This is a genomic window from Microbispora corallina (assembly GCF_016863035.1).
GTDB classification, from domain to species: Bacteria; Actinomycetota; Actinomycetes; order Streptosporangiales; family Streptosporangiaceae; genus Microbispora; species Microbispora corallina.
Window position 1 is genome coordinate 22,444 of the sequence record NZ_BOOC01000019.1, and the last position, 25,483, is coordinate 47,926.

The window sequence follows — 25,483 nt, forward strand, 5'->3', positions numbered from 1 at the left end:
TGCCGGGTCACTTCGCTCAGGGCTTACTCCCCGCCGTACACGTGGGGAGCGAGGGTTCCGATGAACGGCAGGTTGCGGTACTGCTCGGCGTAATCGAGGCCGAACCCGATGACGAACTCGTTCGGGATGTCGAAACCGACGTACCGGACGTCGATCGGGACCTTCACGGCGTCGGGCTTGCGCAGAAGGGTGCAGATCTCCACGCTGGCCGGGTTGCGCGACTTCAGGTTGTTCATGAGCCACGACAGGGTCAGGCCCGAGTCGATGATGTCCTCCACGACGAGGACGTGCCGGCCCTCGATGTCGGTGTCGAGGTCCTTCAGGACCCGCACGACGCCGGACGACTTGGTGCCCGCGCCGTAGGACGACACGGCCATCCAGTCCATCTGGACCGGGACGTGCAACGCGCGGGCGAGATCGGCCATGACCATGACGGCGCCCTTGAGGACGCCCACGATCAGGAGCTCCTCCCCCGCGTAGTCGGCGTCGATCTGGCCGGCGAGCTCCTTGATCTTCGCTTGGAGCTCTTCTTCCGGGATGAGGACGCTGGCGAGGTCCCTGCCCATGTCGGCGGCATCCACCTGGGGTTTTCCTTACTAGAGTGAGACGTTGTCGACGGCGAATATCAGGGTGCCACAGCGTCTGACCACGCTTACCCCCCCGGGGAGCCCTGCGGACTTCTGCCCGTGCCAGGCCGTGACCAGCCGCTCGGCCTCCTCGATGTGCACGGCGGCGAGCGCCGACGCCGGCGCCCCCGCCTCCACCGCCGCCCGCTGGATCACCCGGCGCCGCACCGCGCCCGGCACGGCCGCCAGGACGCTCACCGACAGCTCTCCGCCCGGGCCCCGCGCCCGGTCGTGGACCTCGCCGGCCCACTGGTCGAGGGCGTCCGCGTCGTCCCGGCACAGCCGCGCCGTACGGGCGAGGGCCTCGGGGACGCCGGGCCCCAGCGCGGCCGACAGCGCCGGGAGCAGGTCGCGCCTGACCCTGACCCTGCCGTACGCCGGGTCGTCGTTGTGGGGGTCGTCCCAGGGCTTCAGGCCGAGCGCCTCGCACGCCTCCCGGGTGCGCGAGCGGGTCAGGCCCAGCAGGGGACGCCGGTAGAGCCCGCTGACGTCCGCCATGCCCGACAGGGACCGGGTTCCGCTGCCCCTGGCCAGCCGCAGCAGCACGGTCTCCGCCTGGTCGTCGAGCGTGTGGCCGAGCAGGACGGCGGCCGCCCCGAGCCGTCCGGCGGCCGCGGACAGCGCGGCGTAGCGGGCGTCGCGGGCCGCGGCCTCGGGGCCGCCCGCGCGGCCCACGGCGACGGTGAGGGCCTCGGCGGGGTCCAGGCCCAGCGAGGGCGAGAGCCGTACGAGATCGGCGGCGCGCCCGGCCGAGCCCTCCTGGAGGCCGTGGTCCACGGTGAGCAGCCCGGCCCGCAGGCCGAGCCGGGGGGCGGAGAACCCCAGGGCCGCCGCGAGCGCGAGCGAGTCGGCGCCGCCGCTGCACGCCGCGAGCACGAGCGCCCCGGACGGCACGTCCGCGAGCGACAGCCGTACGGCGCGGCGGACGTCGGCGACGGCGGGATGCGGGCCCATGCAGCCATTGTGGCCGCCCCGGCCCGTGACGGGGACGTCGGTCAGGAGGCCGCGAGCACCCGGGACATCCAGAGGCGGGGCTCGGCGATCTCCTGCCGGTCGGGGAGGGTCTCGGGGGAGGTCCAGACGCGGTTGAACGACTCCATGCCCGCCTCGTCCACGACCGTGCGGACGAACCGGGAGCCCTCGGCGTACTGCTTCATCTTGAGCTCGATGCCGAGCAGGCGCCGGACGAGCTGGTCGATCCGCGACCCGCCCTCGCGCCGGCGCTGGAACTTGGCCCGGATATCGGCGACCGACGGGACGACGGACGGCCCGACCGCGTCCATCACGTAGTCGCCGTGGCCCTCGACCAGCGTCATCACGGCGGTGACCCGGTCGAGGACGGCCTTCTGCTCGGGGGTCTGGATGGCCTCGATGAGGTTGCCCTCGCCGCCCTTGAAGGCGTCGGCGACCGCGTCGGAGGCGGCGCGCAGCCGCTCGAGGAGGGTCGTGAGGTCCATCTCGGAGGCGAGGAGGAACTCGGTCATCTGGCCGCGCACGTACTCCCGCAGCCAGGGGACCCCGGTGAACTGCACCCGGTGGGTCTCCTCGTGCAGGCACACCCACAGCCGGAAGTCGCGGGGGTCGACGCCCAGCTCGCGCTCGGCGTGGACGATGTTGGGCGCGACCAGCGTCAGGCGGCCCGTGGGGGCGGCGCCGGACGGGTCGGGCGGCAGGAACAGCTCGTACTGTCCCAGCACCCGGGAGGCGAGGAAGGCGAGCACGGCGCCCACCTCGAGGCCGGTGATGCGGGAGCCCACGGCCCCGACGATCGCCGGCATGTTCGACATCTTGTCGGTCAGCGGTTCGAGCACGACCCGGAAGCCGTCCACGTTGGCCCGGATCCACCCCGGCCGGTCCACGACCGTCGCGGCCTCGGGCGGCGCCGAGTCGATCCGGGTGAACTCCCGCACGTGGCCCTCGGCGTCGCGGGACAGCCGCCTCAGCTCGGCGACCGCCTGCCTGGCCTCCTCCCGGCTCACCTGAGGCCCGGGGCGCACGAGGCGGACACCGGTCGTCACGGCCAGATCCCAGTCGATCACCTGCATACCCACCACCGTACGTTCTCGTCGGTCGCGCCGCGCGAGCCGTGTTGCGAGGGGCGCGGCCGTGTCTGGACTGAGGAGTGAGGAAGCGAGGAACGGGCTTCCGGAAAGACGAGGGCCACGTTCATCGCGGCCCTCGTCGCTCCGCGCGGCCGCGGAGCGACCCCGGGCCCGTGCGAGCGCACCGGTCAGCTCTGGGAGACGATCGTGGCCATGGTGTCCAGCGCGGTCACCGCCCCCTGCGCGTCGGCCACCTCGTCGGCCATGAACGCGAAGGTCAGGAGCCGTCCGTCGGTCGTGTACGCGATGCCCGCCAGGGTGTTCACCCCCGTCAGCGTGCCCGTCTTGGCGCGGACCAATCCGGCCCCGGCCTGTGTTCCCCCCTTGCCGTAGCGGCCGTGCAGGGTTCCGGTGAAGCCGGCGACCGGCAGACCGCTGATCAGCGAGTGGAGGGCGGGGTGCGCGGGGGAGGCGGCCGCGGCCAGCAGGCGGGCGAGCGCGGCCGGGGTGATGCGGTTCCTGGTCGACAGGCCGCTGCCGTCGTTGACCTCGATGCCCTGGTCGACGCCGAGCCGGCCCAGCACCCGGTGGACGGCGTCCACCTCGCCGAGGAACGTGTGGGGCAGGCCCTCCTTGATCGCCACCTGGCGCGAGAGGGCCTCGGCGAGGTCGTTGTCGCTGAGCGTGAGCATGCGTTCGACCAGCGCGTAGACGGGCGGGGACTCCACCCGGGCCACCTCGGCCGCCCCGGCGGGCGCCCTGCCCTCGTCGACGCTCTTGCCCACCTTCAGGCCGTTCCTCCTCAGCAGCCCGGCGAAGGCGTCCGCGGTCGCCCGCGGCGGGTCGGCGAAGCGGCCGCCGGTCGGCGCACGCCCCTCGTCCATGGTCAGGGCCGTCACCGGGGCCACCGTCCCCTCGGGGACGTAGTTGGGCTTCCAGCCGGGTCCGGTCGTCGGGCCGCCGAACAGCGAGGCGTCGTACGAAAGGTCGACCGAGGTGATCCCGGACGCCTTGAGGGCCTTGGCCGTGCGGTAGGCGAGCTGGGCCAGGGACGCCGGCCGAGGGTAGACGTCGTCGTCCCGGTCGGCCTTCGGCCCGGCCAGGGTGGGGTCGCCTCCCCCGACGAGGACGATCGAGCCGGGCTTGGCGCCCTTCACGACCGTGGTGGCCAGCTTCGCGTCGGGGCCCGCGGAGGACAGCACGCTCACCGCGGTGACGATCTTGGTGGTGGAGGCGGGCGTGACGGGCCGCGACGATCGGCCGTCGAAGAGGGTGGCGCCGGTCCGCGCGTCGAGCACGACCCCGGCGACGCTCCTGCCCAGCGCGGGGTCCCCCATCGCGCCGCCGAGGCGGCTCGTCAAAGTACCCTTGGCGGGGACAGCCCCGTCCCCCGCCGCGGCCAGAACAGGACCCGCGGTCACCAGGGGGGTCGGGGCCGGTTCCGGAGACGCGATCGGGTCCGGCGTCCTCGCGGCGTCATGCGTGATCACATAGCTGCCCGCGAGGACGACGAAGATCTGCAGCAGGGCGAGGGTGGCGACCACCACCCACCGCTCACGTCGCACCACGTCACCCTCATTTCGCGCCGACCGGAATCACGCTTACGAGACATTAACGCCAGCCCGGGAAACCGGGGGCTCGAGCGGAGGAACCAGTGGAGTTCGACGTTGTCGTTGAGATTCCCAAGGGACAACGGAACAAGTACGAAGTCGACCACAAGACCGGCCGCATCCGACTGGACCGTCTGCTCTTCACCTCGACCCAATACCCCGCCGACTACGGCTTCATCGAGGACACCCTCGGTGAGGACGGAGACCCTCTCGACGCCCTCGTGCTGCTCCAGGAGCCGACCTTCCCCGGGTGCCTGATCAAGTGCCGGGCCGTCGGGATGTTCCGGATGACCGACGAGAAGGGCGGCGACGACAAGGTGCTGTGCGTCCCCGCGACCGACCCCCGCATGGAGCACATCCGGGACATCCACCACGTCGCCGAGTTCGACCGGCTGGAGATCCAGCACTTCTTCGAGGTCTACAAGGACCTGGAGCCCGGCAAGTCGGTCGAGGGCGCGAACTGGGTGGGCCGCACCGAGGCCGAGGCCGAGATCCTGGCGTCGATCAAGCGGTTCGAGGAGACCGAGGAGACCGAGGAGGGGAAGGAACACTGAGCCGGGGAACGTTCCGCGGATCCCGCCGCGAGGAGCCGCCGTACGGGCGGCCGGAGCGGGTGGCCGGTCCACGGGACGACCACTCCTAGCCCGGCCGGGTGGCGCCGATGAGGTCGCGGCGCCAGATGGGCGCGATGCGCACCACGTCCCCCGTCTGGGGGGCGTGGACCATCAGCCCTCTGCCGATGTAGATGCCCACGTGGTGGATCGTGCCGGGGTTGCGGCTCACGCGGCCGTAGAAGACGAGGTCACCGGTGCGGAGACTCTTGATCGGGACGTGTCTGCCGGCGTTCCACTGGGTGCCCGTCCAGTGGTCGAGCGGCACCCCCGCCCGCTGCCAGGCCCGCATCGTGAGGCCCGAGCAGTCGAATCCCGAGGGGCCGGCCGCGGCCCAGACGTACGGCTTGCCGAGCTGTTTCAGGGCCCATTGGGCCGCCGTGCCGCCCCGTCCAGCCTCGGCCCTCCCGGCCCACGACGGCACCACCACGCCTTTTCGCCGGGCCACCGACCGGACGCGGGTCGTCCGCTCCTTGCGCACCCTCGACCGGTGTTGCTCGTCTCTGACCTGTTTCAGCCGGTCGACCTGGGAGCGGGCCGCGTCGAGCCGCCGGGAGATCTCCTCCTTCTGCTGCTCGATCTCGCGGGTCCGCCCGGTCTGATCCTGTACGGCCTGCTCCGCGGCCTCCTTCGCCAGCCGGACCTGCTCAGCGCTGTTCACCTGTTCGTCGTAGGCCCGTTCGGCCTGGGTCCTGAGGATCGCGTACACCCGCTGCGCGTCGCGCAGTCGCTGGAGTCTCGCCTCCTGCTCGTCGCCCAGTTGCGCGAGCACGCTGGCTCTTCGCAGGAACCCGCCGAGGTCGCCCCATCCCGCGATCAGCGCGGCGCTCGACGGGTCGACGCCCAGCCCGCCGTAGCTCTGCGCCGCATCGGTCGCGACCGAGTCCCGCAGCTGGTCGTACTGCTCGCCCGCCTGCCGCAGACGGAGCTCGGCCTGGTCGTAGCTCTGCTTCGCCGCCGCCAGCCGCACCAGCTCGCCGTTGTACGCCTCGACCAGCCGCTCGGCCTCCGCCGCCAGGTCCTCCTGGCGGGCCTGGGCCGTCGCCAGGTCGGCCTCCGCTCTGCCCAGCTCGTGGGCGCGGTCGTCCGCCTGCTGCCGTGCCTTCGCGACCTCACTCGCGGAAGGCCCCCGATCGGCCCCGGCGGGAGGGCAGAGGGTCAGGACGAGACCCGACCCGAGCCCCACGACCAGGCCCGATGCTTTGAGGAGTGGCATTCCTACCCCTTCCTTGCTCCACTCCCCTCACTTCCCGGCCGCTACTCTCCGTACACATCTAAGACGCGGACAGTAATCGGCATATGCAGTAGATCGCCCAGGTAGGACGCGCTTTTCTGGTCCGCCCGGGAGGCCCGGGTCGGTCACGTTCTGTAACCGCGGCCGACCGCGATCGGTCGCGATCCCGGAGGGCCGGGCGTCACCCCGGGGAAGCCGGTGACGACGTACCCTCCCCGCCGCCTCGCCGGTCAGCGAGGCGGCGTGAAGCGGCGGTGGCGGCGCCCGGACGCCTGCTGGGTCGGCCGTGCGGGCGGGGTCGCGGCGCCGCCGCCGGGCGTCCCGCCTCCGCCGCCTCCCGTCCCGTCGCCGCCGTCCCGAGAGCCGGAGCCGTCCCGAGAGCCGGAGCCGTCCCGAGAGCCGGAGCCGTCCCGGGACCCCGAACCACCGGACGAACCCGAGGCACCCGAGCCGGAGTCGCCGGAGCCATCGGATGCGCCGGAGCCATTGTGGGAGCCGGTGCCGCTGCCGGAGCCGTCGCGGGAGCCGTCGCGGGAGCCGTCGCGGGAGCCGTCGCCGGTGCGGTCGCGCCGATCACCGCCGGACCGGCCGCGGCCGCCGTCGTCGGAACCACGTGAGGAACCCCCGGACGAACCCCCGGACGAACCCCCGGACGAACCCCCGGACGAACCCCCGGGCGAACGACCCGACGAGCCGACGAACGAGCCTCTGGGCGGGCCGCCGCGGCGGTCGCCGCCCCGGCCGTCCCGCCGGTCGCCCGGGTCGCGCGGCGCCTCCTGAGAGGGGTTCGCCGACGGCGTGGTCGCGGGACTCGTGGTGGGCGTCTGCGTGGGAGACCCGCCCGGTGTCTCGGGGCAGTCGTGTCCGGAGCCCGGATGGTGCTGGTGGTCGCGGCCCGGCCCTTCCCCGCCCCGCCGCCAGGGCCGCGGGTTGCGTTCGTGCCAGTGGGCGGGCGGCGGACCGCCCTCGGGGCCGGAGTCCGTCGGGCTCGCGGTGGGGGTGGGCCCGCCGGTGGGGTCGACCGTGGACGCGGTGGGGGACGGCGTGGGCGACGGACCGGACGGCCCGCCGGGCGCCGGGCTCGACGGCACGCCCGTGGGGGGCCGGGGCGGCGGCGGGGGGACGGTCGGCCGGTGCGTCGGCGAGGGCTGGGGCATCGGATGCGGCAGCGGCTGGGGCCCGGCGGGCATGACCGGGACGACCGGCTCCACCAGGTCGCGGGAGAGCGGAGGAAGCGGCGACCGGACGACGCTCGGCAGGGCCGTGGCCGGCGTGTCCTCCGGTGTCCCCGAACCGGACGTCGAAGGGGCAGGGATCGTGCCGGCGGGCGCCGGACGCCGCGCCCCGATGTCGGCCGCCCACTCCTTCGGCGTATCGGCGAACTGGGCGAACACCAGCGCGATCGCCGCCACCGCGGCGACGGTGGCCACGGCTCCGGCCAGCGCCTGCGCCAGCCGGCCCTCCCGGCGCGTCCCCACGACGGGGAAGCCGGAGGGGTCGAGCCTGCCCACCCGCCGCGCGACGTACCGCCGGTACGGCACGAGCTCAGGATCGATGAACGAGCTGAGCACCCGCACGCGCAGCGTGTCCGGGAGGGAGACCAGGGGCAGCAGTCCGAAGACCTTGGCCGGGGAGATCTGCCGCAGGCGATGGCGCGAGCAGGTCTCGCACCGGGACAGGTGCCTGACGAGGTGGGCGCGCGTCTCGGAGGTCAGCTCACCGGTGGAGCCGGCGAGCAGCGCGCCGGCCCGCTCGCAGTCGCGGGAGGACCTGCGGGCGAGGACCTCGGCGGTGACGGCGTCGCGCAGGCGGTCGGTCGCCGCGTCCAGCAGGGCCTCGGCGTGGCGCTGGCCCCCGCCGAACACGGCGGCCAGGTCGGCCGGCGACATGCCGTGCCGCGCGGTCAGCTCGAGGATCTCGCGGTCGCGGTACGACAGGCTCCCCACCGCGCTCGCGGCGACCAGCCGCAGGTCGGCGTCGGCCCCGTCCGCCGCGGGGCTCGCGAACGGCATGGTGGCGGGGGCGGGAGAGGGAAGGGACCGCGTCCGCTCCTCCTCGCCGGGGGTGTGCCGGCGCATGCACTCGCCTCGCGCGAGGGCGTACAGCCAGGGCCGGAACGCGGCGGGGACGCTCAGCGAGCCGACGAGGGCCTCCGCCGCGATCAGCGTGTCGCGCAGCGCGACCTGAGCGCCGTCGGGACCGGACAGCAGCGATCGGCAGTAGCGGTAGATGTTCTCGGCATAAGTGTCATAAAGGGCGGCCAGAGCTCCCGGATCGCGAGCACGCAATGCCTCGACCAGGACGCCATCATTCATATAACTGAGCGTAAAGGCTCAGTAACTGCCCGCTCTACCGATTCTCGCGAAGTCGCGTGACTACATCGACAGCATTTACGTTTTGCCGCTTTGATGGAAAATCCAGAGAATTAGCCCGGCGAAAGGGATTTTTCCGATCAGGCCGCTTCGTTGAGCCCCGCCTCCGCGCAGCCCTGGGTCAGCGCGTCGAGGCCGAAGGCGTCCACCGGCCCGAGGGCTCCCGTCCCCCGCACGCCGTCCTCCAGCGCGGTGACCGCCGCCCAGGCCAGGATTTCGGCCGTGAAGTCGTACGGGTCGCCGCCGTCCAGCTCGACCGCGGCCAGCAGCCGTCCGCGCCCGTCGTACGCCTCGGCGACGATCTGGGACGAGACGTCCGGGCCGGCGGCGGACGGTGTTCCCCCCGACCGCAGCACCCGGTCGGCCAGCGCCTCGGTCGCGCGGCGCACGCCGGGGATCGCGGCGACGAACGGGGTCGCCCGGGCCAGCAGACCGGCCGGCCTGGTCAGCGCGCCGAGCCAGCCGAGGTACACGTTGACCTCGCGCAGCCCGGGATGGGCGGGCGGCAGCGTGAAGTGCTCCGACGCCCCCACGGCCAGGCCGTGCCGCCGCCGGCCGCCCACCCGGAAGACCCGGGTGCGCCCCTCCTCGCGGACGATCCGGCCCTCCCGGAAGCCGTGCATAGGCTCGAGGATCATGCCGAGCGCGGAGGCGCGGGTGCCGGCGCTGGCCCGGCGGGCCATGTCACCGCTCACGAAGTACCCCACGTCGACCCGGACGGCCTCGGTCCCGGCCTTGTCCAGGGCCAGGGCGGCGGCGAGGTTGCCGGGCACGTAGTCGTACCCGAAGGCGGTCAGCAGGGCCGCGCCCCGGGCCGCCGCCGCCGGGCCGTACCGCTGGAAGACCCGCTTGATGAACGGCGGCTCCCCGGTGCTGTCGAGGTAGACGGCTCCGGCGTCGATGGCGCCGGTGACGGCCGCCTCGCCCCAGCGCAGGAACGGGCCGACCGTCGAGATCAGCACGTCGCCCGGCTCGATGAGCCTGCGCACCGACTCGGGACGGCTCACGTCGGCGACGGCCGTCGGCGGGTCCGTCCCCAGGGAGGCGGCCAGGGCGTCCAGCCGGCCCTGGTCGCGTCCGGCGAGGAGCGGGCGTGCTCCGCGCCTGACCAGGGCCTCGGCGGTGAGCCTGCCGGTGAACCCGGTGGCCCCGAAGAGCACGATCCGCGCGGTCGTCATCCCGCTACGGTAACCGGGCGACGGCACGCCCCCCGGCAGCGGGGCGGCGGCCTCCGCGTCGCGTCCCCCCGGCCGCGCGTCGCCCTGCGGCGCTCCCGCGGCGCCGCCGGAGGCCGGCGGCCCGGCATCGCCTCCCGGCGCGTCCGGCCCGCTCACTGCCGGCGGTCGGCCATGGGCTGGTACCCGCGGTCCTTCTCGAACGGCTCGGTACTCGGCATGACCGTGTGGAGCGGGGCGGCGCCGCCGCGCACGAGGTCCACGTACGGCTTGGCCGTCGCTCCCCACGTGCCGGCCGTGATGTCGGTCCTGGCCACCTTGGCGCCGTTCAGGCCGTCCACGGTGATGACGAACCGGCGCCGCGCGCCGGGGGCGACCCGGTCCACGTACGAGGTGGCGCCCCCGAGGAGTTTGCCGGCCGCGTCGCGCAGCAGGGCGGTCACCGACAGGCTCGGGGCCGCCTTGGCGAACGGGTCGGTGACGTAACCGGTGACCAGATAGGAGCCGTTGGACACCTTCTCGGTGAGGATGTCCGACACCGGGAAGGCCAGGAACGCCGAAGGGATGCGCGGGGTCGGCCGCCACGAGGCGGGCCGGTAGCGAATGGTGACCCGGACCGGCTTCCCGGTGGCCACCACCTGGCCGCTGAAGGGCAGTGTGCGGCCCGGCGGCACCGCGTCGAGCGGCTGCTCCATGTGGACGACCTCCTTGCCGGCGGCGTCCACGGCACTGATCACGGCGCTCGCGTTCTCCCCGAAGTGCCAGCGGTTCGGGTTGGCCAGCAGCCCGGCCCAGCTCACCACGTAGCCGGCGCCCGACTGCGAGATCGAGGAGGCCTGCTCCTCGACGGCGAGCGGCCGGAGGTCCGGCGAAGTGTCTTCCCTCGCGCACCCGGCCATCACGAGGGCGATGGCGGCGAGTGCGATCGTCATTCGGCAACGTCGCGTCACTTAGCCGTCATAACCCCTGAATGGGACGGCGACCCCGGGGACACGCGCAGGCCGTACGGTATCTTTACCGGCCTCCATCGCGTATCCCTGGAGACGCGATTTTCGTCGTTTACCGTTTTTACTGTTATTTATCCACTTATCGTTGCCGGACGACCCGGGTCTCGTCCCAGACCGGCTCGGGCGCCTCGTACACCCGCCCGTCGGAGCCGAAGACGAGGTAGCGGTCGAAGTCGGCGGCGAACCAGCGGTCGTGGGTCACGGCCAGCACGGTCCCGTCGAACGCGTCGAGACCCTGCTGCAGCGCCTCGGCGCTGGCCAGGTCGAGGTTGTCGGTCGGCTCGTCGAGCAGCAGCAGCGTGGCGCCGGACAGCTCCAGCAGCAGGATCTGCAGCCGCGCCTGCTGGCCGCCCGACAGCGTCTCGAACCGCTGCTCGGCCGTACGCCCGGCCAGCTCGTAGCGGGCGAGGGCCTTCATGGCCTCGTTCTTGAGCCGCGCGTGCTCGGTCATGACGATCTCGCAGGGCGTGCGCCCGGCCAGCTCGGGACGGGCGTGGGTCTGGGCGAAGTGCCCCGGGACCACACGGGCCCCCAGGCGGGCGGCGCCCGTGTGCGCGACGTCCTCCCCCGCGACGAGCCGCAGGAAGTGGGACTTGCCCGACCCGTTCGAGCCGAGCACCGCGACCCGCTCGCCGTACCAGATCTCCAGGTCGAAGGGCTTCATCAGCCCGGTCAGCTCGAGGCCCTCGCAGATCACGGCCCGCTTGCCGGTCCGGCCGCCGCGCAGGCGCATGCTGATGAGCTGGTCCTTCGGCGCGACCTCCGGCGGGCCGGCCTCCTCGAACCTGCGCAGCCGCGTCTGCGCGGCGTGGTAGGCGGGGGCCATCCCGTCGTTGTACGTCGCCTTCTGCTTGAGCATGACCACCAGCCGCTTGAGCTTGGCGTGCTCCTCGTCCCACCGGCGGCGCAGCTCGTCGAGCCGCTCGTTGCGCTCCCTGCGCGCCTGGGCGTAGGTGCCGAAGCCGCCGCCGTGGACCCACACGTTGCCGGCCTCGACGGTCACGATCCGGTCGGCCGCGTTGGCCAGCAGCTGGCGGTCGTGGGAGACCAGCAGGACGGTCTTGGGCGTCTCCCGGAGCGCGTTCTCCAGCCAGACCTTGCCCGGCACGTCGAGGTAGTTGTCGGGCTCGTCGAGCAGGAGCACCTGGTCGGGGCCGCGCAGCAGGGCCTCCAGCACCAGCCGCTTCTGCTCGCCGCCCGACAGCGTGGCGACGTCCCGGTACTTCACGTTGTCGTACGGCGCCCCGAGCGCGGCCATGGTGCAGGTGTCCCAGAGCACCTCGATGTCGTAGCCCCCGGCGTCCGTGTAGTCGGTGATCGCCTGGGCGTACCGCATCTGGGTCTTCTCGTCGTCCCGCTCCATCATGACGAGCTCGGCCTCGTGCAGCCGGGCGGCCGCCTCGCGCACCCGGACCGGCGCGACGCTCAGCAGCAGGTCCTGGACCGTGCGGCTGTCGCGGCCGTCGCGGCCAGGGCCGCCGTCGCCGCCCCGGAGGCTGCCGATGAACTGGCGCATCACGCCGAGCCCGCCCGCGTGGTTCAGCGAGCCCTCGACCGGCTGGAGGTCGCCGGCGACCAGACGGAGCAGCGTGGTCTTGCCCGCGCCGTTGGGTCCGACGAGGGCCGCCTTGACGCCCTCCCCCACGCGGAACGACACGTCGTCGAGCAGCGGCCTGCCGTCCGGCAGGACGTACGTCAGATGGGCGACTTCGATCACGGTGAGCCTGCACGTTCAATCGGACGGAGGGGGCCACCGGCCAGGGTAGGAGCAGGCGCCGGGCCGACGCCACCGGTTAACCGCCGGGTCGGCGGGGTGCCGCCGGCCGCGCGGACGCGGCCGGCGGCGGGCCGTCACCGGCCCTGCAGCGCCTTGACGTTGTCGCCGAACGTCCAGCCCTTCGACCCGTCCCAGTTGATGGACCAGGTCATCAGGCCCTTGAGGCCGCCGTTGAAGGCGTTCCAGCTCTGCGACACCAGGCTGGGCGCCATGTAGCCGCCGCCGGCCCCCGCCTGGGCGGGCAGGCCGGGCACCTGCTTGTCGTACGGGACCCTGATCGTGGTGCCCTGGACGGTCAGGCCGTTGTTCAGGCAGGTGGTCTGCGCGGTGAAGCCCTGGACGGTGCCCGCGGAGTAGGAGTCGCCCGAGCAGCCGTACATGCTGCCGTTGTAGTACTGCATGTTGAGCCACCACAGGCGGCCGTTGTCGACGTACTTCTTGATGATCGGCAGGTACGCGCCCCAGATCGAGCCGTAGGTCACGCTGGCGCCGGTCACGTACGCCGTCTCGGGGGCCATGGTCAGGCCGAAGTTCGCCGGCATCTGCGCCAGCACGCCGTCGATGATGCGGATGAGATTGGCCTGCGAGGCGGACAGCGTGGTGATGCTGCCGCTGCCGGTGAGCCCGGTCTCGATGTCGATGTCGATGCCGTCGAAGTTGTACTTCTTCAGGATCGGGACGATCGTCGCCACGAAGCGGTCGGCGACGGCGCTGGAGCCGAGGTCGACGCCCGCGGCCGCGCCGCCGATGGACATCAGGATCGTCGCCCCGGCGGCCTTGGCCTGGCACATCTCGGCCGGGGTGGCCACCTTGACGCCGGCGTCCATGCCGTCCTCCCACAGGACGGTGCCGTCGGACCGGATGACCGGGAAGGCCGCGTTGATCACGTTGTAGCCGTGGGCCTTGATGCGGGAGTCGGTGATCGGGATCCAGCCGAGCGGCGGGTGGACGCCGTTGGATGCGCCGTCCCAGTTCTCCCAGTAGCCCTGCAGGACCTTGCCCGCCGGCCGCGACTTCACCGCGCAGGTGCTCCCTGTCGGGGTCACTGACGGCGAAGGAGAGGGCGACGGAGACGGCGAGGGAGAGGGCGACGGCGAAGGAGACGGGGAGGGCGACGGTGACGGTGAGGGAGACGGTGACGGTGAGGGAGACGGTGACGGTGAGGGAGAGGGAGAGGGAGAGGGAGAGGTGGTGCCGCCCGGGCCGTCGACGTTCACGTCGTCGGCGTAGTAGGTCCCCTGGGCGTACCAGCCGTGCAGGTAGACCACCGCGGTGGTCTGGCTGGACGAGGTGGTGAAGGAGAGCGTGAGCTGCGTGTACGCGGCCGCAGAGGGGGTCCAGGTGGACGGGCCGCCGGTGACCCCGAGGTACACGTAGGCGCCGCGGACCCAGGCGGAGACCGTGTACGACGTGCTGGGCCTGACCGCGACGGTCTGGCTGCACTGCGCCGTGTCGGAGGAGCTCGCGGCTCCGGACAGGGCCTTCGTCCCGGAGCGGACCGGGGAGCTCACCACCGAGCCGAGCCCTCCGGTGCAGGACCAGGGCGAGAGGGACCCGGTCTCGAAGCCCGGGTTGACGAGGAGGTTGGCGGCGCTCGCCGTCGTCTGCGTCACGAGGACGCCGGCGATCGCCAGCAGGAACGACAAAGCGAGGATCAGCGGGCGGGGGGTTCGTTTCACGTGGGGGACAGCCCTTCTGTCGCCCGGGCGTGCGAGGTCACCGGGCATCGACGACGCGATGGGAGGCGGAGCCCGGTGACAGAGGCTCACGAGCAACAGTTCTCCCGAATTATCAGGACAACTCCGGCGGATGTCCATGGCGCTTTCGGGTGGGGCGGCCGTCCCTGGGGGGCCGACATTTTCCGCAAGAACGGGAATCGGCCAAAGGCGGCTTGACCGAACGGCCACGGAACCCGAAATAGGCTGGTCAAGCGGAGCGGCATCGCATCGTCGAGAGGCTCGCCATGTCATCTCACGCGGATCCCGTGCTCGACGACCCGCCGGACGAGGTCCCGGACGCGCGGGAGTTCATCGAGGCCGCCATGCGGTGGCACTTCGACCCGGACACCGGCTCGCCGTACTGGCTGAAACGGGCGCGGACCCTCGGCTTCGACCCGCGCCGGGACGTCCACACCCTGGACGACCTGCGGATGTTCCCCAACGTCGCCAACGAGCTGCGCGACGTCCGGGTGGAGGACCTGATCCCCCGGGGATACGGCCCCGAGCCCTGCGTGGTGGGCGTCTACGAGAGCGGCGGCACCACCGGTCCCCCCAAGAGGGTCGTCCTGCTGGCCGACTGGCTGGACCGGGTGACCAGGCGGGCCATGCGCGACATGGACGAGCGGTCCTATCCCCGCGGCGTCAACTGGCTGTTCGTGGGCCCGTCCGGGCCGCACATCTTCGGCGAGCTGGTGGCGCGGCAGGCCCTGGCCCGCGGCGGCGTCCGGTTCTCGATCGACCTCGACCCCCGCTGGGTGAAGAAGTGCATCGCCGAGGGCCGCCTCGACGAGGCCGAGAGGTACGCCGAGCACCTGATCGACCAGGCGACGTTCCCGCTGGAGACCCAGGACGCCGGCGTGCTGATCACCACCCCGCCGCTGCTCGAACGGCTGGCCCGCAGGAACCGCCTGGTCGACCTGGTCAACGAGAAGATCTCCGTGATCGTGTGGGGCGGCGCCCACATGGACCCCGACACCCGGCACCTGCTGCGCACCGAGGTCTTCCCCAAGGTCCGGCTCTACGGCATGTACGGCAGCACGATGATCCTCAGCGGCCTCGCCGAGCGCGCCGGGCTGACCGAGGACGACCCGTGCGTCTTCGACGCGTTCTCGCCGTACGTGTCGCTCCGCGTGGTGGATCCCGACACGGGCGAGGACGTGCCGTACGGCGAGCGGGGCCAGGTCGTGATGAACCACGTGAGCAAGGGCATGCTCCTGCCCAACAACCTCGAGCGCGACCTCGCCACCCGGATCGAGGGGCCGCCCGGACAGCTGGGCGACTCGGTGGCCGACGTCGGGCCACTCCGCACGTTCGAGAACGAGCAGGTCATCGAGGGGGTGTACTGATGACTGGGCCTGTCGACCTCGACGCGCTGGGCCCGAGCGGGCCGTACCGGACCCGGCAGCGCCTCACCGTCACCGAGCTGGGCGGCGCGCCGGTCGCCGAGCTGAGCCTGGTGCCGCGGCTGTTCGTCCAGCGGACGATGGCCGCGCAGCACGACGCCCCGGCCATGCCGGCGGACGAGCGGGCGCGGGCGCTGCGGCGGGCCGGCGAGCTGTTCGCCACCGCGGACGTGGGCGGGATGCGGGTCGAGGACTACCAGCACACGGTCAGCCGGGTCTCCGGCATGCCGATCTCCGTGGTGCGGGCGGCCACGCGGCGGATCGAGGAGAGCGCGGCCGAGGCGTACCGGGCCACGCAGTACGCCCGGCCGACGGGCGCGGTCAACGACTGGCGCGACCCGCTGACCCGATCCGGGCGGGCCGTGTGGACGCGGCGCGGCGACGTCTTCGCGGTCCACGCGGCGGGTAACCACCCGGGCGTCCACACGCTGTGGCTGGAGGCGCTGGCGCTGGGCTACCGGGTTGCCGTGCGGCCCTCGCGCCGTGAGCCGTTCACGCCGCACCGCCTGATCACCGCGCTGCGCGAGGCCGGCTTCGCCGGAGACCAGGTGACGTTGCTGCCGACGGACTACTCGGTGGCCGACGACGTCATCAGGAACGCCGACCTGGCCATGGTGTACGGCGGCGAGGAGGTCGTGGCCAAGTACGGCGGCCACGACACCGTGCTGCCGCAGGGGCCCGGACGGTCCAAGATCCTGCTCACCGGGGACGACTGGGAGTCCCACGTCGACGCCGTCGTCGACTCGGTGAGCGCCCACGGCGGGACCGCCTGCGTGAACACCACGGCCGTGTTCGTCGAGGGCGACCCGGCGCCGGTGGCCGAGGCGGTGGCCGAGCGGCTGTCGGCCATCCCCACCCTGCCGCCCCAGCACGACGAGGCGGTGCTCCCGGCCCAGTCGGCCTCGGGTGCCCGGGACATCGAGAAGTACCTGCTGGACCACGCGGCCGGGGCGAAGGCCCTGCTCGGCGGCGAGGGCGTGGCGGACGACCTCGGCGACGGCAGCGCCGTGCTGCGGCCGGCCGTGTTCCTGGTCGACCGCGCGGACGCGCCGCAGACGGGGATCGAGATGTCCTTCCCCTGCGTGTGGTTCGCCCCCTGGTCGCGGGCGGACGGCATCGGGCCGCTGCGCAACAGCCTCGTCCTCACCGCCGTCACCGAGGACGGCGACCTGATCGACCGGTTGATGGAGGAGCCGACGATCAGCAACGTCTACCTGGGCGACGTCCCGACGTACTGGATGGCGTCGTGGGTCCCGCACGACCGCTACCTGGCCGAGTTCCTCATGCGCACCAAGGGCGTCGTCCGCGCCTGAGGCACTGCCGGCGGGCAGCCGGCGTCGCGGGAGGTGGCAGCCGGCGTCGCGGCAAACGCGGCTCTCTCCGTGCCCACGCTCACAAATCGTGATTTTTCGGGACTAGATTCGCGGCGTGTACGTGAACCCCCGGTGGCGGCGCCGCCTGTTGTGGACGGTCGGCGCGGTCGGGGCCGTGGGGGTGCTCGCCGTCGGCGCGGCCGGCTGGTACTACTCGGGTCTCGTCATCGACCCCGTCCACACCCCGGAATACCCGCTCGAGGTGACGGCCGTCCGTGGGGACGAGGTCACGCTGAAGGGCGGCGCCGACACCGCCTCCCCCGGTACGTACGGCCTGACCTGGGCGGACGGCAACGCGCTGCTGGGTCCCGCGGTCGCCTCGGACGCGGGGACGGTCACCAGGAAGGTCGCGCGGGTGCTGCGCGGCGACCTGCGGCCGGGCGTGCGCGCCTACCTCGACCGGTGGCTGTGGGGGCACGCGGAGCCGTCCGCGGCCGGCGTGCCGTACACCGATGTCACGGTCCCCTCCGCGCTCGGCGGGTTCCCCGCGTGGCGGACCGAGGGCACGTCCCCGACCTGGGTGATCGCCGTGCACGGCCGGAACGCGAACCCCGCCGAGGCGCTGCGGGTGCTCCCGGTCTTCCACAGCCTGGGGATGCCCGTGCTCGGGATCACGTACCGCAACGACGTGGGCGCGCCCGCGAGCCCGGACGGCAAGCTGCACCTCGGGGCGACCGAATGGGAGGACGTCGCCGCGGCGATCGCGTACGCCCGCTCGCACGGCGCGACCGGCGTCGTGCTGTACGGATGGTCGATGGGCGGCGGGATCGTCCCGATGACCGTGCGGAGTCTGCCCGACGCGCCGATCAGGGGAATGATCCTCGACAGCCCGGTCATCGACTGGCGGGCGCCGATCGCGCTGGGCGCACGGCAGATGGGGGTTCCCGGCTTTCTGGTCAGCGTGGGCGAGTGGGTGGTCGAGCGGCGGACCGGCCTGTCGTTCGACGACCTCGACCAGGTGCGGCACGCCCGCGACTTCAAGACGCCCGCCCTGATCTTCGTGGACGCCGACGACGCGACCGTGCCGGTCGAGCCCGCGCTGGCGTTCGCGAAGGCGCGGCCCGACCTCGTGACGCTCGTCCGGACGACCGGCGGCGGCCACACCGGCTCGTGGAACGCCGACCCCGCCCGCTACGAGCGGGAGCTGCGGTCGTTCGTCTCGTCGCTGTGACCGGTCCTCATACGCGGACGGTGACGGTCGTGCGGACCACCCGGAAGCCCAGGCGCTCGTAGACGCGCCGGGCCGGGTTCCCCTCGGTGACGGCCAGGCCGACCGAGGCCAGGCCGGACGCCTCCGCCCGGCCGAGGGCGTGCGCCAGCAGCGGCGCCCCGAGCCCCCGCGGCGACCGCGCCGGGTGACGGAAGGCCTCGATGACCCAGGGAAGGCCGTCCCTGTCAGTGATCACGACGGCCGCGACGACCTCGTCCCCGTCCTCCCGTACGGCAAGGGCGCTGCACGGCAGCACGGGCCCGAGGACCTTCCCGGCCAGGATCTGGGCGAGCTCGCCGGCGGAGTCCGTCCCGGGGTCGCGCGGCCGGTGGTCGGGGTGACCGGGCGGGTAGGCGGCCAGCCAGGCCGGTAGGAGGTCCTCGGCCGGCCGGTCGCACGGCGTGAACCGATGGCCGTCAGGGGCAGCGGAGGGCACGGGCGGCCTGCCCGGCAGGTCGCACCTCATCTCGTGAGCGTGCCTGACGAGGACCGCTCCCCTGTCGAGAAGCCGCTCCGCCAGGTCGACGGGGCCGGCGACGGTCCAGCCGCGCAGCTGGGACATGATCACGTCGACGGCCCCCGGGCCGAGCACCTCGACCAGGTCGGCCTTGGGCCGTCCGTCGCGGACCGCCTCCACGAAGCTGATCGCCGGGACGCCGTCGGGACCGGCCCTGAACTGTCGGTTCTCGCTCATCCCAGGGAGGTTCGCGCAGCGCCGCCGGCGAGGGCAACCCGTTTTCCGCGGGGGTGACGGGGGCGGCCGGCGGGGAGGCGGCCGGGTCAGCGATCGGAGGGGACGGCGGACGCCGGCGGACGGTCGGAGGGGACGGCGGCGACGGCCTCGACCTCGACCAGGAGGTCGGGCCGGAACAGGCCGGCGACCTGGACGAGCGAGCTCGTCGGGGGCCGTTCCACGTTCACGAACTCGTCGCGGACCCTCCGGACGGTGGGGAGGGCCGAGGTGTCCACGACATAGATGGTGAGCTTGAACACGTCGTCCCACGTCGCCCCGGCGGCCTCCAGCGCCGCGCCGACGTTGCGCATCGTGAGGCGGGTCTGGGCCTCCCAGTCGCCGGCGGGAGCCGGCGTCCCGTCGGGCGCGAGGGGAACCTGGCCCGAGGTCCAGACGAGCCGGCTGCCCGGCGCCACCGAGGCCACGTGGCTGTAGCCGTTCGTGGGGGGCAGCGTGCCCGGCGTGTGGAACTCGGTCATGCGTCTCCTCGTGCTCTCGTCATGGGGGACCACCCGTCCGCGCGAGCCGGCGGGGCCGAGGGGGGCGCGCCGGGGCCTGGCCGCGCCGCGGCGCCGGAAACGCGAGGACCCCGGCAGGAGGTTACTCCTGCCGGGGTCCCGCACGTGTGGTGCCGGTGCCGGGTCGCCTCTCGGCGAAAGGCACAACGCGGCTCCAGCCGAACGGTAGTCCGCGAAGGCAAATTAGGTGAGGCCCGGGGACACCTGCACACCGGCCACGGTCTATGTAACCACCCCGCGGGGCGTGTTGTTCCCCGATGCCGCCCGTGTTTTTCCGGGACTTTCCCCGGCCGCCCGGAGCCCGGCCCCCTGCGGCCGACCTGCCACCCCCGATGTGCACGGCCCAGGGCGAGGCCCGTTGGCCCGTGCCGCCGGGCGAGGACGGTCGCGCGTGCCCCTGCGCCCGGGGGGAGGCGGCCCGGCCGTGAGCGGCGACGGGACGGTTCTGCCGGTGAGGCGACGGTTTCCGATGCGGGAGGGGGAGGGGTTTGTCGGTGTCGGGTGGCAGGATCGCAGGCATGGAAACGGTCGATCCCGCTGCGGTCTCGTCCTACTGGGACGCGGCCGCGCCCACCTTCGACGAGGAGGCCGACCACGGCCTGCGCGACCCCTCCGTGCGGGCGGCGTGGGCCGGCCGGCTGCGCGCCTGGATGCCTCCCGCCCCGGCCGACGTGCTCGACCTGGGATGCGGCACCGGCTCGCTGTCGCTGCTCCTGGCCGAGCAGGGGCACCGGCCGGTCGGCGTGGACCTGTCACCCGTGATGGTGGAGCACGCGTGCAGGAAGCTCTCCGCGGCCGGCCACGCCTTCACGGCGGTCGCGGGCGACGCGAGCGACCCGCCCGCGAGCGTCGGATCGTCGTTCGACGTGGTGCTCGTCCGGCACCTGCTGTGGACGCTCCCCGAGCCCGGCCTGGCTCTGCGCCGCTGGCTCGGCCTGCTGCGTCCCGGCGGGCGGCTCGTGCTCGTCGAGGGGCACTGGCACGCGCACGAGGGCCCGCCGTACGTGCCGGGATCGGAGTCGCTTCCCTGGCTCGGCGGCGTGACGGCCGAGCGGCTCGCGGGGTCGCTGCGTCCCCTCGTCAGAGAGGTGGACGTCGAACCGCTGCCCGACCCGGACCTGTGGGGAGGCCCGATCGACGACGAGAGATACGCCGTCATCGCCCGCCCCTGACCCGGCCCTCCGCCGTGCGGCGTTCTCGTCGCCACCGGTCGGCCCGTCGCCGTGACATCGGCGGACCTCGTTGTGAAGGAGGTGTACGGCACATGCGCAGGAGCCTTCGGCAGCCGACCTCGCGCCCTGCCCCGATCCACCTCCTCACGACGGAGACGACGTGTCCCTTCGCATCACAGCGCTGACCGACCCCCACCTCACCTCGTCGAGCCGGCGCCTCGCCTGGCTGGCCTCGTACCCCGACGGAACCCCGGCCGGCTCGGCGTTCCTGCGCCTGTTCACCCGCCGGGCCCTCCCCGCCGAGCTCGACCTCGCCGTCCATCCCGTGGAGCGGCGCCGCGGCGTCGGCACACGACTCCTCGCGGAGGCCGTCGCCGGAGCGCGGGACGACGGCCGCCGGAGCGTGTACGCCCACGTCGAGGCCGGCTCGCCCGGCGAGCTTTTCCTGGCCGCGCGTGGCTTCCGCCGGGTCCTCACGCTGACGTTCGCGCGGCTGTCCCTCGCCGCCGTCGACCCGGACGCCCTGGCGGGAATCGCCGATCGGCCGCACCCGGGCTACCTGCTCGTGTCGTGGGACGGCGTCGTACCGGACGACCTGGCCGAGACGTTCGCCGCGTCGCGCCGGGCGATGGACGACATGCCGATGGGCGACGCGGACCACGTCCCCGGCACCTGGGACGCCGAGCGCGTCCGTGCCGTGGCCCGGGCCGTCGCAGAACGCGGCGACCTGCTGCACACCGTCGTCGCGGTGGACGCCTCGGACGGCTCGATCGCCGGCTTCACCGAACTGGTGGTCGCCGGCGACGGCAGGGGCGACGGCCAGCACTACGGCACCGGCGTGCTCCCCGAGCACCGCGGCCACGGCCTCGGCCTGTGGATGAAGGCCGAGGCCATCCGGCAGGCGCGGCAGCGCCATCCGGACCTGGACGGCCTGCTGACCGACACCGCCGACGGCAACGCCCCGATGCGCCGCGTCAACGACGCCCTCGGCTACGTCCCCACCCATCAGGAGCACCGGTACCAGCTCGACCTGTGACGCGGGCCTCCCACAGCGAGGCCCAGTCGTCGGCTGTCAGGTCCTTGGGCAGCGCGTACGGCGACAGCCCGGTCTCGCGGAGCCATCGCCGTACGGCGGCCTGGTCGAGCCCGGCCCGCCCGAGGATCTCCCGCAGCCCGCGCCCGCGGCCCGTGAACACCCGGCGGACGAGGTCCTGGTACGGCTCTCGCGGGCCGGCCAGCGGCGACGCCCGGCGGGTCACGGTCAGCAGGCCGCCGTCGACCGAGGGAACCGGCCGGAACGACCGGGCGGGCACCCGGGAGTGCACCGCGAAGTCGTACCAGGGCCACCAGGCCGCGGTCAGCATGCTGGCCCCGCCGACCCCCGCGCGCCTCCGGGCGACCTCCCACTGGACGAGCAGCACGGCCGCCGTCCAGTGGTCGGCCGCGAGGAGCCGGCGCATGATCGAGGTCGTGAGATGGAACGGCAGGTTGCCCACCACCACATGGGGGTGCCGGGGGAAACGGAAATTGAGGATGTCGGCGGTGACGACGGCCACGTGATCCGGCGTCCGCCGGTCCAGGCGGCGCGCCCGCCCGGGATCGACCTCCACGGCCGTGACGGGCCTGCCGTACCGGCTGAGCGGCACGGTCAGGGCGCCGTCGCCGGCTCCGATCTCGACGATCGGGCCGGTCGTCCGGGCGACGATGTGCTCGATGGAGGCGATGACCGAGCGGTCGGCGATGAAGTTCTGACCGAGCTCGTGCCGTCCGCCCTGATAGGGGTGACGCATGGGTGTGCTCCGCGAATGACCGGATGGAGAGCCGGGAGCGCGCGGAAAAGGGCGCCGCTCCGGCGATAGGACACCGAGGGCGGCGGAGCCGGTCAGACGATGAGGACGGCCCGCCGCTAGGAGCGGCGGATCCTCGTGAAGCACGCGCAGAACATGGCGATCACCATAGCAAGGGCGCGCCTCAGCCGCCCGGCGCGTCGAGGACCGGGATCAGGTGCTCCTCCTCGTACGTCAGGTGGCGTTCGAGTTCCGCGGTCAGGTGGCCGACCTCGCGGGCCACGTCCCGGGGGTCGGCGCCGGTCGCGGAGACGGCCTCCCGGAGCCGGGCCAGGAGCGCGGCGATCTCCTCGTGCTCCCGGCGCAGCCGTTCGAGGACGGGGCCGAGCCCGGGACGGCGCTCGGCGAGGAACGGGAAGATCGCCCCGTCCTCCCCCGTGTGGTGGTGATGGAGTCCCTGGCAGAGGGTCAGGCAGTTCACCCGCAGCTGGGCGCCCAGCCCCGGCCCCGATCGCCCCAGCTCGGCGCGGATCAGGGCGAGCTCCCGCCGGAAGGCGTCGTGGATCGCCTTGAGCGCCCCGCCCGGTGAGGCCGCGGCCGGCTTCGGCGGCCCGGGCACCGGCACGAGCCCGACGACGGGAAGGACCCGCGACGTCTTGGCCTGGTACGCCGCCCAGCCGGGGTCGGCCTCGGCCGCCCGGTCGAAGGCCGCGTCGCGTTCGGCGCCCTCCAGCACGACGGCGTCCGCCTCGTAGGTGAAGACGCCGTCCTCGACGGTGGCCCGCGGACGGGCCACCAGGTTGTGGAACCAGGCCGGATGCCGGGGCGCGCCTCCGGCCGAGGCGATCACCAGGATCCGCCCGCCGTCGGGGAGGTAGCCCAGCGGCGTGGTGTGCGGCCGTCCGGACCGCGCGCCGGTGGTGGTGAGCAGGATGAGGCGGCCGCCCTCGAACGGGCCGCCCACTCGTCCGCCGTTCGCGCGGAACTCCTCGACGACCTGTGTGTTGAAATCGATCGGCATTCTCTGTTTCTTCTCCGGATTGTGGGCACGGCGATTTCCAGGCATGGCGAATCGCCGGCGGGCAGGGGAATTCACCGCACGGCGGAACGGTCTCGCGGCACGGCGAAAAGGCGAAAAGGGGCACGGGACGTGCGGCGTCGGCAGCGCGGCCGACGGGAAATAAAGAGCAGGGTGACCGGGGAAAAGGCGGGCCTCTCGGCCGCCGGGCGCTCACGCCGCGGCCGGGCGCCTCACTCGTGCGTGGCCCATGGCCGACCCGGCAGTCACGATATGCACTTTATTGCGCCGGACACGGCGAAAGCAACAATGAGTCGGTCGCCGAAAAAGCCGGCGCCTTCATTCCGGGCCCTCCTCATGGCCGGGCCCAGCCGGACGCCCGGCGGCGGCGTCAGCCGGTCAGCGACTCCAGCCGCCGCGTGAGCTCGGCGCGCTCGACCGCGTTGCCCGACAGCGCGATGGCCCGTTCGTAGGAGTGCGCGGCGCCCGGAACGTCGCCGGCCCGCCGGAGCAGCTCGGCGTGCGCGGCGTGCAGCGGCTGGTAGCGCTCGAGTGCGGGATCGCCCAGCAGCGGCCGGAGCCGCTCCAGACCGGCCGCGGCGCCGTACGCGAAGCCAACGGCGACGGCGTGGTTCAGCTCCACGACGGGCGAGGGGCTGAGCCTGCCGAGGGCGTCGTACAGGCCGGCGATCCGCGCCCACTGCGCGGGATCGTCGCCGGGCGCCTGGATGTGCGCCACCGCGATGGCGGCCTGGAGCTGGTACGGCCCGGGACGGCCGAGCCGCACGGCGCGTTCGAGCGCCCGCATGCCCTCGGCGAGGCGGCCCTCGTCCCACAGCGACCGGTCCTGGTCGTGCAGCGCCACGTAGCCGCCGCGCCCGTCGACGCGGGCGGCGCGGCGGGCGTCGTGCAGCGACATCAGGCCGAGCAGGCCCCACGCCTCGGGTTCGCCGGGCATCAGTTCGCAGACGAGCCGGCCCAGGCGGAGGGCCTCGTCGCACAGCTCTCCGCGGACCAGGCGGTCTCCCCCGCCGGCCGCGTAGCCCTCGTTGAAGATCAGGTACACGACCCGGAGGACGCCGCGCACGCGGCCCGGGAGCTCCTCGCCGGCCGGCACCCGGTAGGGGATGTGTGCGTCCGCGATCTTGCGCTTCGCGCGGACGACGCGCTTGCCCATCGTGGGCTCCGCGACCAGGAACGCCCGCGCGATCTCACCCGTGGTCAGGCCGCCGACCACGCGCAGCGTCAGCGCGACCCGGGCCGGCATGTCCAGCGCCGGATGGCAGCACGTGAAGATCAGCCGCAGCCGGTCGTCGTCGAGCGGGCCGGGGTCGCCGGCGAAGGGATGCTCCTGCCCGTCGAGGCGCAGCAGTTCCGCGAGGCGCTCGGCGCGGTCGGCGACCGACCGGTCACGGCGCAACCGGTCGATCGCCCGCCGCCGGGCGGTCACGGTGATCCACGCGCCCGGGCTCTCCGGGACTCCGTCGCGGGGCCAGGTCGCGAGCGCCGCCGCGAACGCGTCCTGCACGGCGTCCTCGGCCAGCTGGACGTCGCCGGCATACCTGATCAGGGTCGCCAGGACGGCGGCCCGCTCCTCCCGGAACACCCGGGCGGCCGCCGCGGCGGCCGCGTCCGGAGACGGGTGATCCGGGACGGTCCGGCCGGTCACGCCCACCCCTCGCCGAGGGCCGTGAGCCGGGCCGGGTCGACGATCGGCCGCACCTCAACCGAGCCGTGGCGCGCCGTCGGCATCCGCGCCGCGTGGCGCAGCGCCTCGTCGAGGTCGGCGCACCGCAGGACGTAGTAACCCGCGAGGACCTCCTTCGTCGTCGCGAACGGCCCGTCGGTGAGCTCGGCCTCGCCGTCCCGGACGCGTACGGTCGTCGCGGCGGCGACCGGGTGCAGCGGGCCGTGGGCGACGAGCAGCCCGGCCCGCCGGAGGCTCTCGGTCAGCTCGGCCCAGAGCGGCAACTCCGCCCATCGGTCGTGCTCCGGGCGCTCGTCCTCGCCGGTCTCGGGCGTGTACAGCAACAGCATGTAGTCCGGCATCGGACCCCTCTCACTGGCGACCCATCTTCTCCATATTCAATACCAATT

General features: G+C 73.4%; 22 protein-coding genes. 6 read left to right on the forward strand and 16 right to left on the reverse strand.

What is annotated here, in order from left to right; genetic code table 11:
* Positions 1-23: 23 nt before the first annotated feature.
* From hpt to dacB, 4 genes are all read right to left on the reverse strand, one after another.
* A complete protein-coding gene (hpt, locus tag Mco01_RS20380; RefSeq protein ID WP_036324426.1) occupies positions 24-581 on the reverse strand; it encodes a hypoxanthine phosphoribosyltransferase in 558 nt (185 codons plus the stop codon).
* Positions 582-596: 15 nt separating this feature from the next.
* The gene (gene tilS / locus Mco01_RS20385) at positions 597-1,580 is read right to left on the reverse strand and encodes a tRNA lysidine(34) synthetase TilS (RefSeq protein ID WP_204058493.1); all 984 of its coding nucleotides are present in this window, start codon (positions 1,578-1,580) and stop codon (positions 597-599) included.
* Between the two features lie 41 nt (positions 1,581-1,621).
* The gene (locus tag Mco01_RS20390; RefSeq protein WP_204058494.1) at positions 1,622-2,671 is read right to left on the reverse strand and encodes an Rv3626c family coenzyme F420 biosynthesis-associated protein; all 1,050 of its coding nucleotides are present in this window, start codon (positions 2,669-2,671) and stop codon (positions 1,622-1,624) included.
* Positions 2,672-2,856: 185 nt separating this feature from the next.
* Complete coding sequence (gene dacB, locus Mco01_RS20395; protein ID WP_239103765.1) at positions 2,857-4,236, reverse strand: D-alanyl-D-alanine carboxypeptidase/D-alanyl-D-alanine endopeptidase; 1,380 nt, start codon at positions 4,234-4,236, stop codon at positions 2,857-2,859.
* An 86-nt stretch (positions 4,237-4,322) separates the two neighbouring features.
* On the opposite strand from dacB, the gene Mco01_RS20400 reads away from it, so the two are divergent.
* Positions 4,323-4,832, forward strand: coding sequence for an inorganic diphosphatase (locus tag Mco01_RS20400; protein WP_036324430.1), 510 nt, complete (start codon positions 4,323-4,325; stop codon positions 4,830-4,832).
* Between the two features lie 85 nt (positions 4,833-4,917).
* Here Mco01_RS20400 and Mco01_RS20405 read toward each other — a convergent pair whose 3' ends face one another.
* From Mco01_RS20405 to Mco01_RS40475, 6 genes are all read right to left on the reverse strand, one after another.
* Entirely contained in the window at positions 4,918-6,105 is a 1,188-nt protein-coding gene (locus tag Mco01_RS20405) for a C40 family peptidase (RefSeq protein ID WP_204058495.1), read from the reverse strand.
* 248 nt (positions 6,106-6,353) lie between these two features.
* Positions 6,354-8,438: a sigma-70 family RNA polymerase sigma factor gene (locus Mco01_RS20410; protein WP_204058496.1), complete on the reverse strand. Its 2,085-nt coding sequence runs from the start codon at positions 8,436-8,438 to the stop codon at positions 6,354-6,356.
* A 137-nt stretch (positions 8,439-8,575) separates the two neighbouring features.
* A complete protein-coding gene (locus Mco01_RS20415) occupies positions 8,576-9,673 on the reverse strand; it encodes a saccharopine dehydrogenase family protein (protein ID WP_204058497.1) in 1,098 nt (365 codons plus the stop codon).
* A gap of 152 nt (positions 9,674-9,825) precedes the next feature.
* Positions 9,826-10,602 (reverse strand): FxLYD domain-containing protein, encoded by a 777-nt coding sequence (locus Mco01_RS20420; protein ID WP_239103766.1) that lies wholly within the window; start codon positions 10,600-10,602, stop codon positions 9,826-9,828.
* A gap of 154 nt (positions 10,603-10,756) precedes the next feature.
* Positions 10,757-12,394: an ABC-F family ATP-binding cassette domain-containing protein gene (locus tag Mco01_RS20425; RefSeq protein WP_204058499.1), complete on the reverse strand. Its 1,638-nt coding sequence runs from the start codon at positions 12,392-12,394 to the stop codon at positions 10,757-10,759.
* A gap of 134 nt (positions 12,395-12,528) precedes the next feature.
* Complete coding sequence (locus Mco01_RS40475) at positions 12,529-14,133, reverse strand: carbohydrate binding domain-containing protein (protein ID WP_239103767.1); 1,605 nt, start codon at positions 14,131-14,133, stop codon at positions 12,529-12,531.
* 284 nt (positions 14,134-14,417) lie between these two features.
* Between Mco01_RS40475 and Mco01_RS20435 the strand changes: the two genes are divergently transcribed.
* The 3 genes from Mco01_RS20435 to Mco01_RS20445 all read left to right on the forward strand — a co-directional run bounded on the left by Mco01_RS20435 (position 14,418) and on the right by Mco01_RS20445 (position 18,119).
* Positions 14,418-15,518 carry an AMP-binding protein gene (locus tag Mco01_RS20435; protein ID WP_204058501.1) on the forward strand — a complete coding sequence of 367 codons (1,101 nt, stop codon included), beginning with the start codon at positions 14,418-14,420 and terminating at the stop codon, positions 15,516-15,518.
* The gene (locus Mco01_RS20440; protein WP_204058502.1) at positions 15,518-16,888 is read left to right on the forward strand and encodes an aldehyde dehydrogenase family protein; all 1,371 of its coding nucleotides are present in this window, start codon (positions 15,518-15,520) and stop codon (positions 16,886-16,888) included. The genes Mco01_RS20435 and Mco01_RS20440 overlap by 1 nt, the downstream gene beginning before the upstream one ends.
* A 115-nt stretch (positions 16,889-17,003) precedes the next feature.
* Complete coding sequence (locus Mco01_RS20445; RefSeq protein WP_204058503.1) at positions 17,004-18,119, forward strand: alpha/beta hydrolase family protein; 1,116 nt, start codon at positions 17,004-17,006, stop codon at positions 18,117-18,119.
* Positions 18,120-18,126: 7 nt separating this feature from the next.
* Here Mco01_RS20445 and Mco01_RS20450 read toward each other — a convergent pair whose 3' ends face one another.
* Positions 18,127-18,852, reverse strand: coding sequence for a GNAT family N-acetyltransferase (locus Mco01_RS20450; protein WP_204058504.1), 726 nt, complete (start codon positions 18,850-18,852; stop codon positions 18,127-18,129).
* A gap of 86 nt (positions 18,853-18,938) precedes the next feature.
* Entirely contained in the window at positions 18,939-19,370 is a 432-nt protein-coding gene (locus Mco01_RS20455) for a RidA family protein (protein ID WP_204058505.1), read from the reverse strand.
* Positions 19,371-19,927: 557 nt separating this feature from the next.
* On the opposite strand from Mco01_RS20455, the gene Mco01_RS20460 reads away from it, so the two are divergent.
* Both Mco01_RS20460 and Mco01_RS20465 read left to right on the forward strand, forming a co-directional pair.
* Complete coding sequence (locus Mco01_RS20460) at positions 19,928-20,581, forward strand: class I SAM-dependent methyltransferase (protein ID WP_204058506.1); 654 nt, start codon at positions 19,928-19,930, stop codon at positions 20,579-20,581.
* A gap of 160 nt (positions 20,582-20,741) precedes the next feature.
* Entirely contained in the window at positions 20,742-21,617 is an 876-nt protein-coding gene (locus Mco01_RS20465; RefSeq protein ID WP_204058507.1) for a GNAT family N-acetyltransferase, read from the forward strand.
* On the opposite strand, the gene erm is transcribed toward Mco01_RS20465, so the two are convergent.
* The 4 genes from erm to Mco01_RS20485 all read right to left on the reverse strand — a co-directional run bounded on the left by erm (position 21,556) and on the right by Mco01_RS20485 (position 25,435).
* Positions 21,556-22,371: a 23S ribosomal RNA methyltransferase Erm gene (erm, locus tag Mco01_RS20470; protein WP_204058508.1), complete on the reverse strand. Its 816-nt coding sequence runs from the start codon at positions 22,369-22,371 to the stop codon at positions 21,556-21,558. The two genes, Mco01_RS20465 and erm, sit on opposite strands and share 62 nt — an antisense overlap.
* A gap of 181 nt (positions 22,372-22,552) precedes the next feature.
* Positions 22,553-23,389 carry a nitroreductase/quinone reductase family protein gene (locus Mco01_RS20475; RefSeq protein WP_204058509.1) on the reverse strand — a complete coding sequence of 279 codons (837 nt, stop codon included), beginning with the start codon at positions 23,387-23,389 and terminating at the stop codon, positions 22,553-22,555.
* Positions 23,390-23,777: 388 nt separating this feature from the next.
* Positions 23,778-25,055, reverse strand: a complete 1,278-nt coding sequence (locus tag Mco01_RS20480) for an RNA polymerase sigma factor (protein ID WP_204058510.1) — start codon at positions 25,053-25,055, stop codon at positions 23,778-23,780.
* Complete coding sequence (locus Mco01_RS20485) at positions 25,052-25,435, reverse strand: YciI family protein (protein WP_204058511.1); 384 nt, start codon at positions 25,433-25,435, stop codon at positions 25,052-25,054. Before Mco01_RS20485 ends, Mco01_RS20480 begins: the two co-directional genes overlap by 4 nt.
* Positions 25,436-25,483 lie beyond the last annotated feature (48 nt).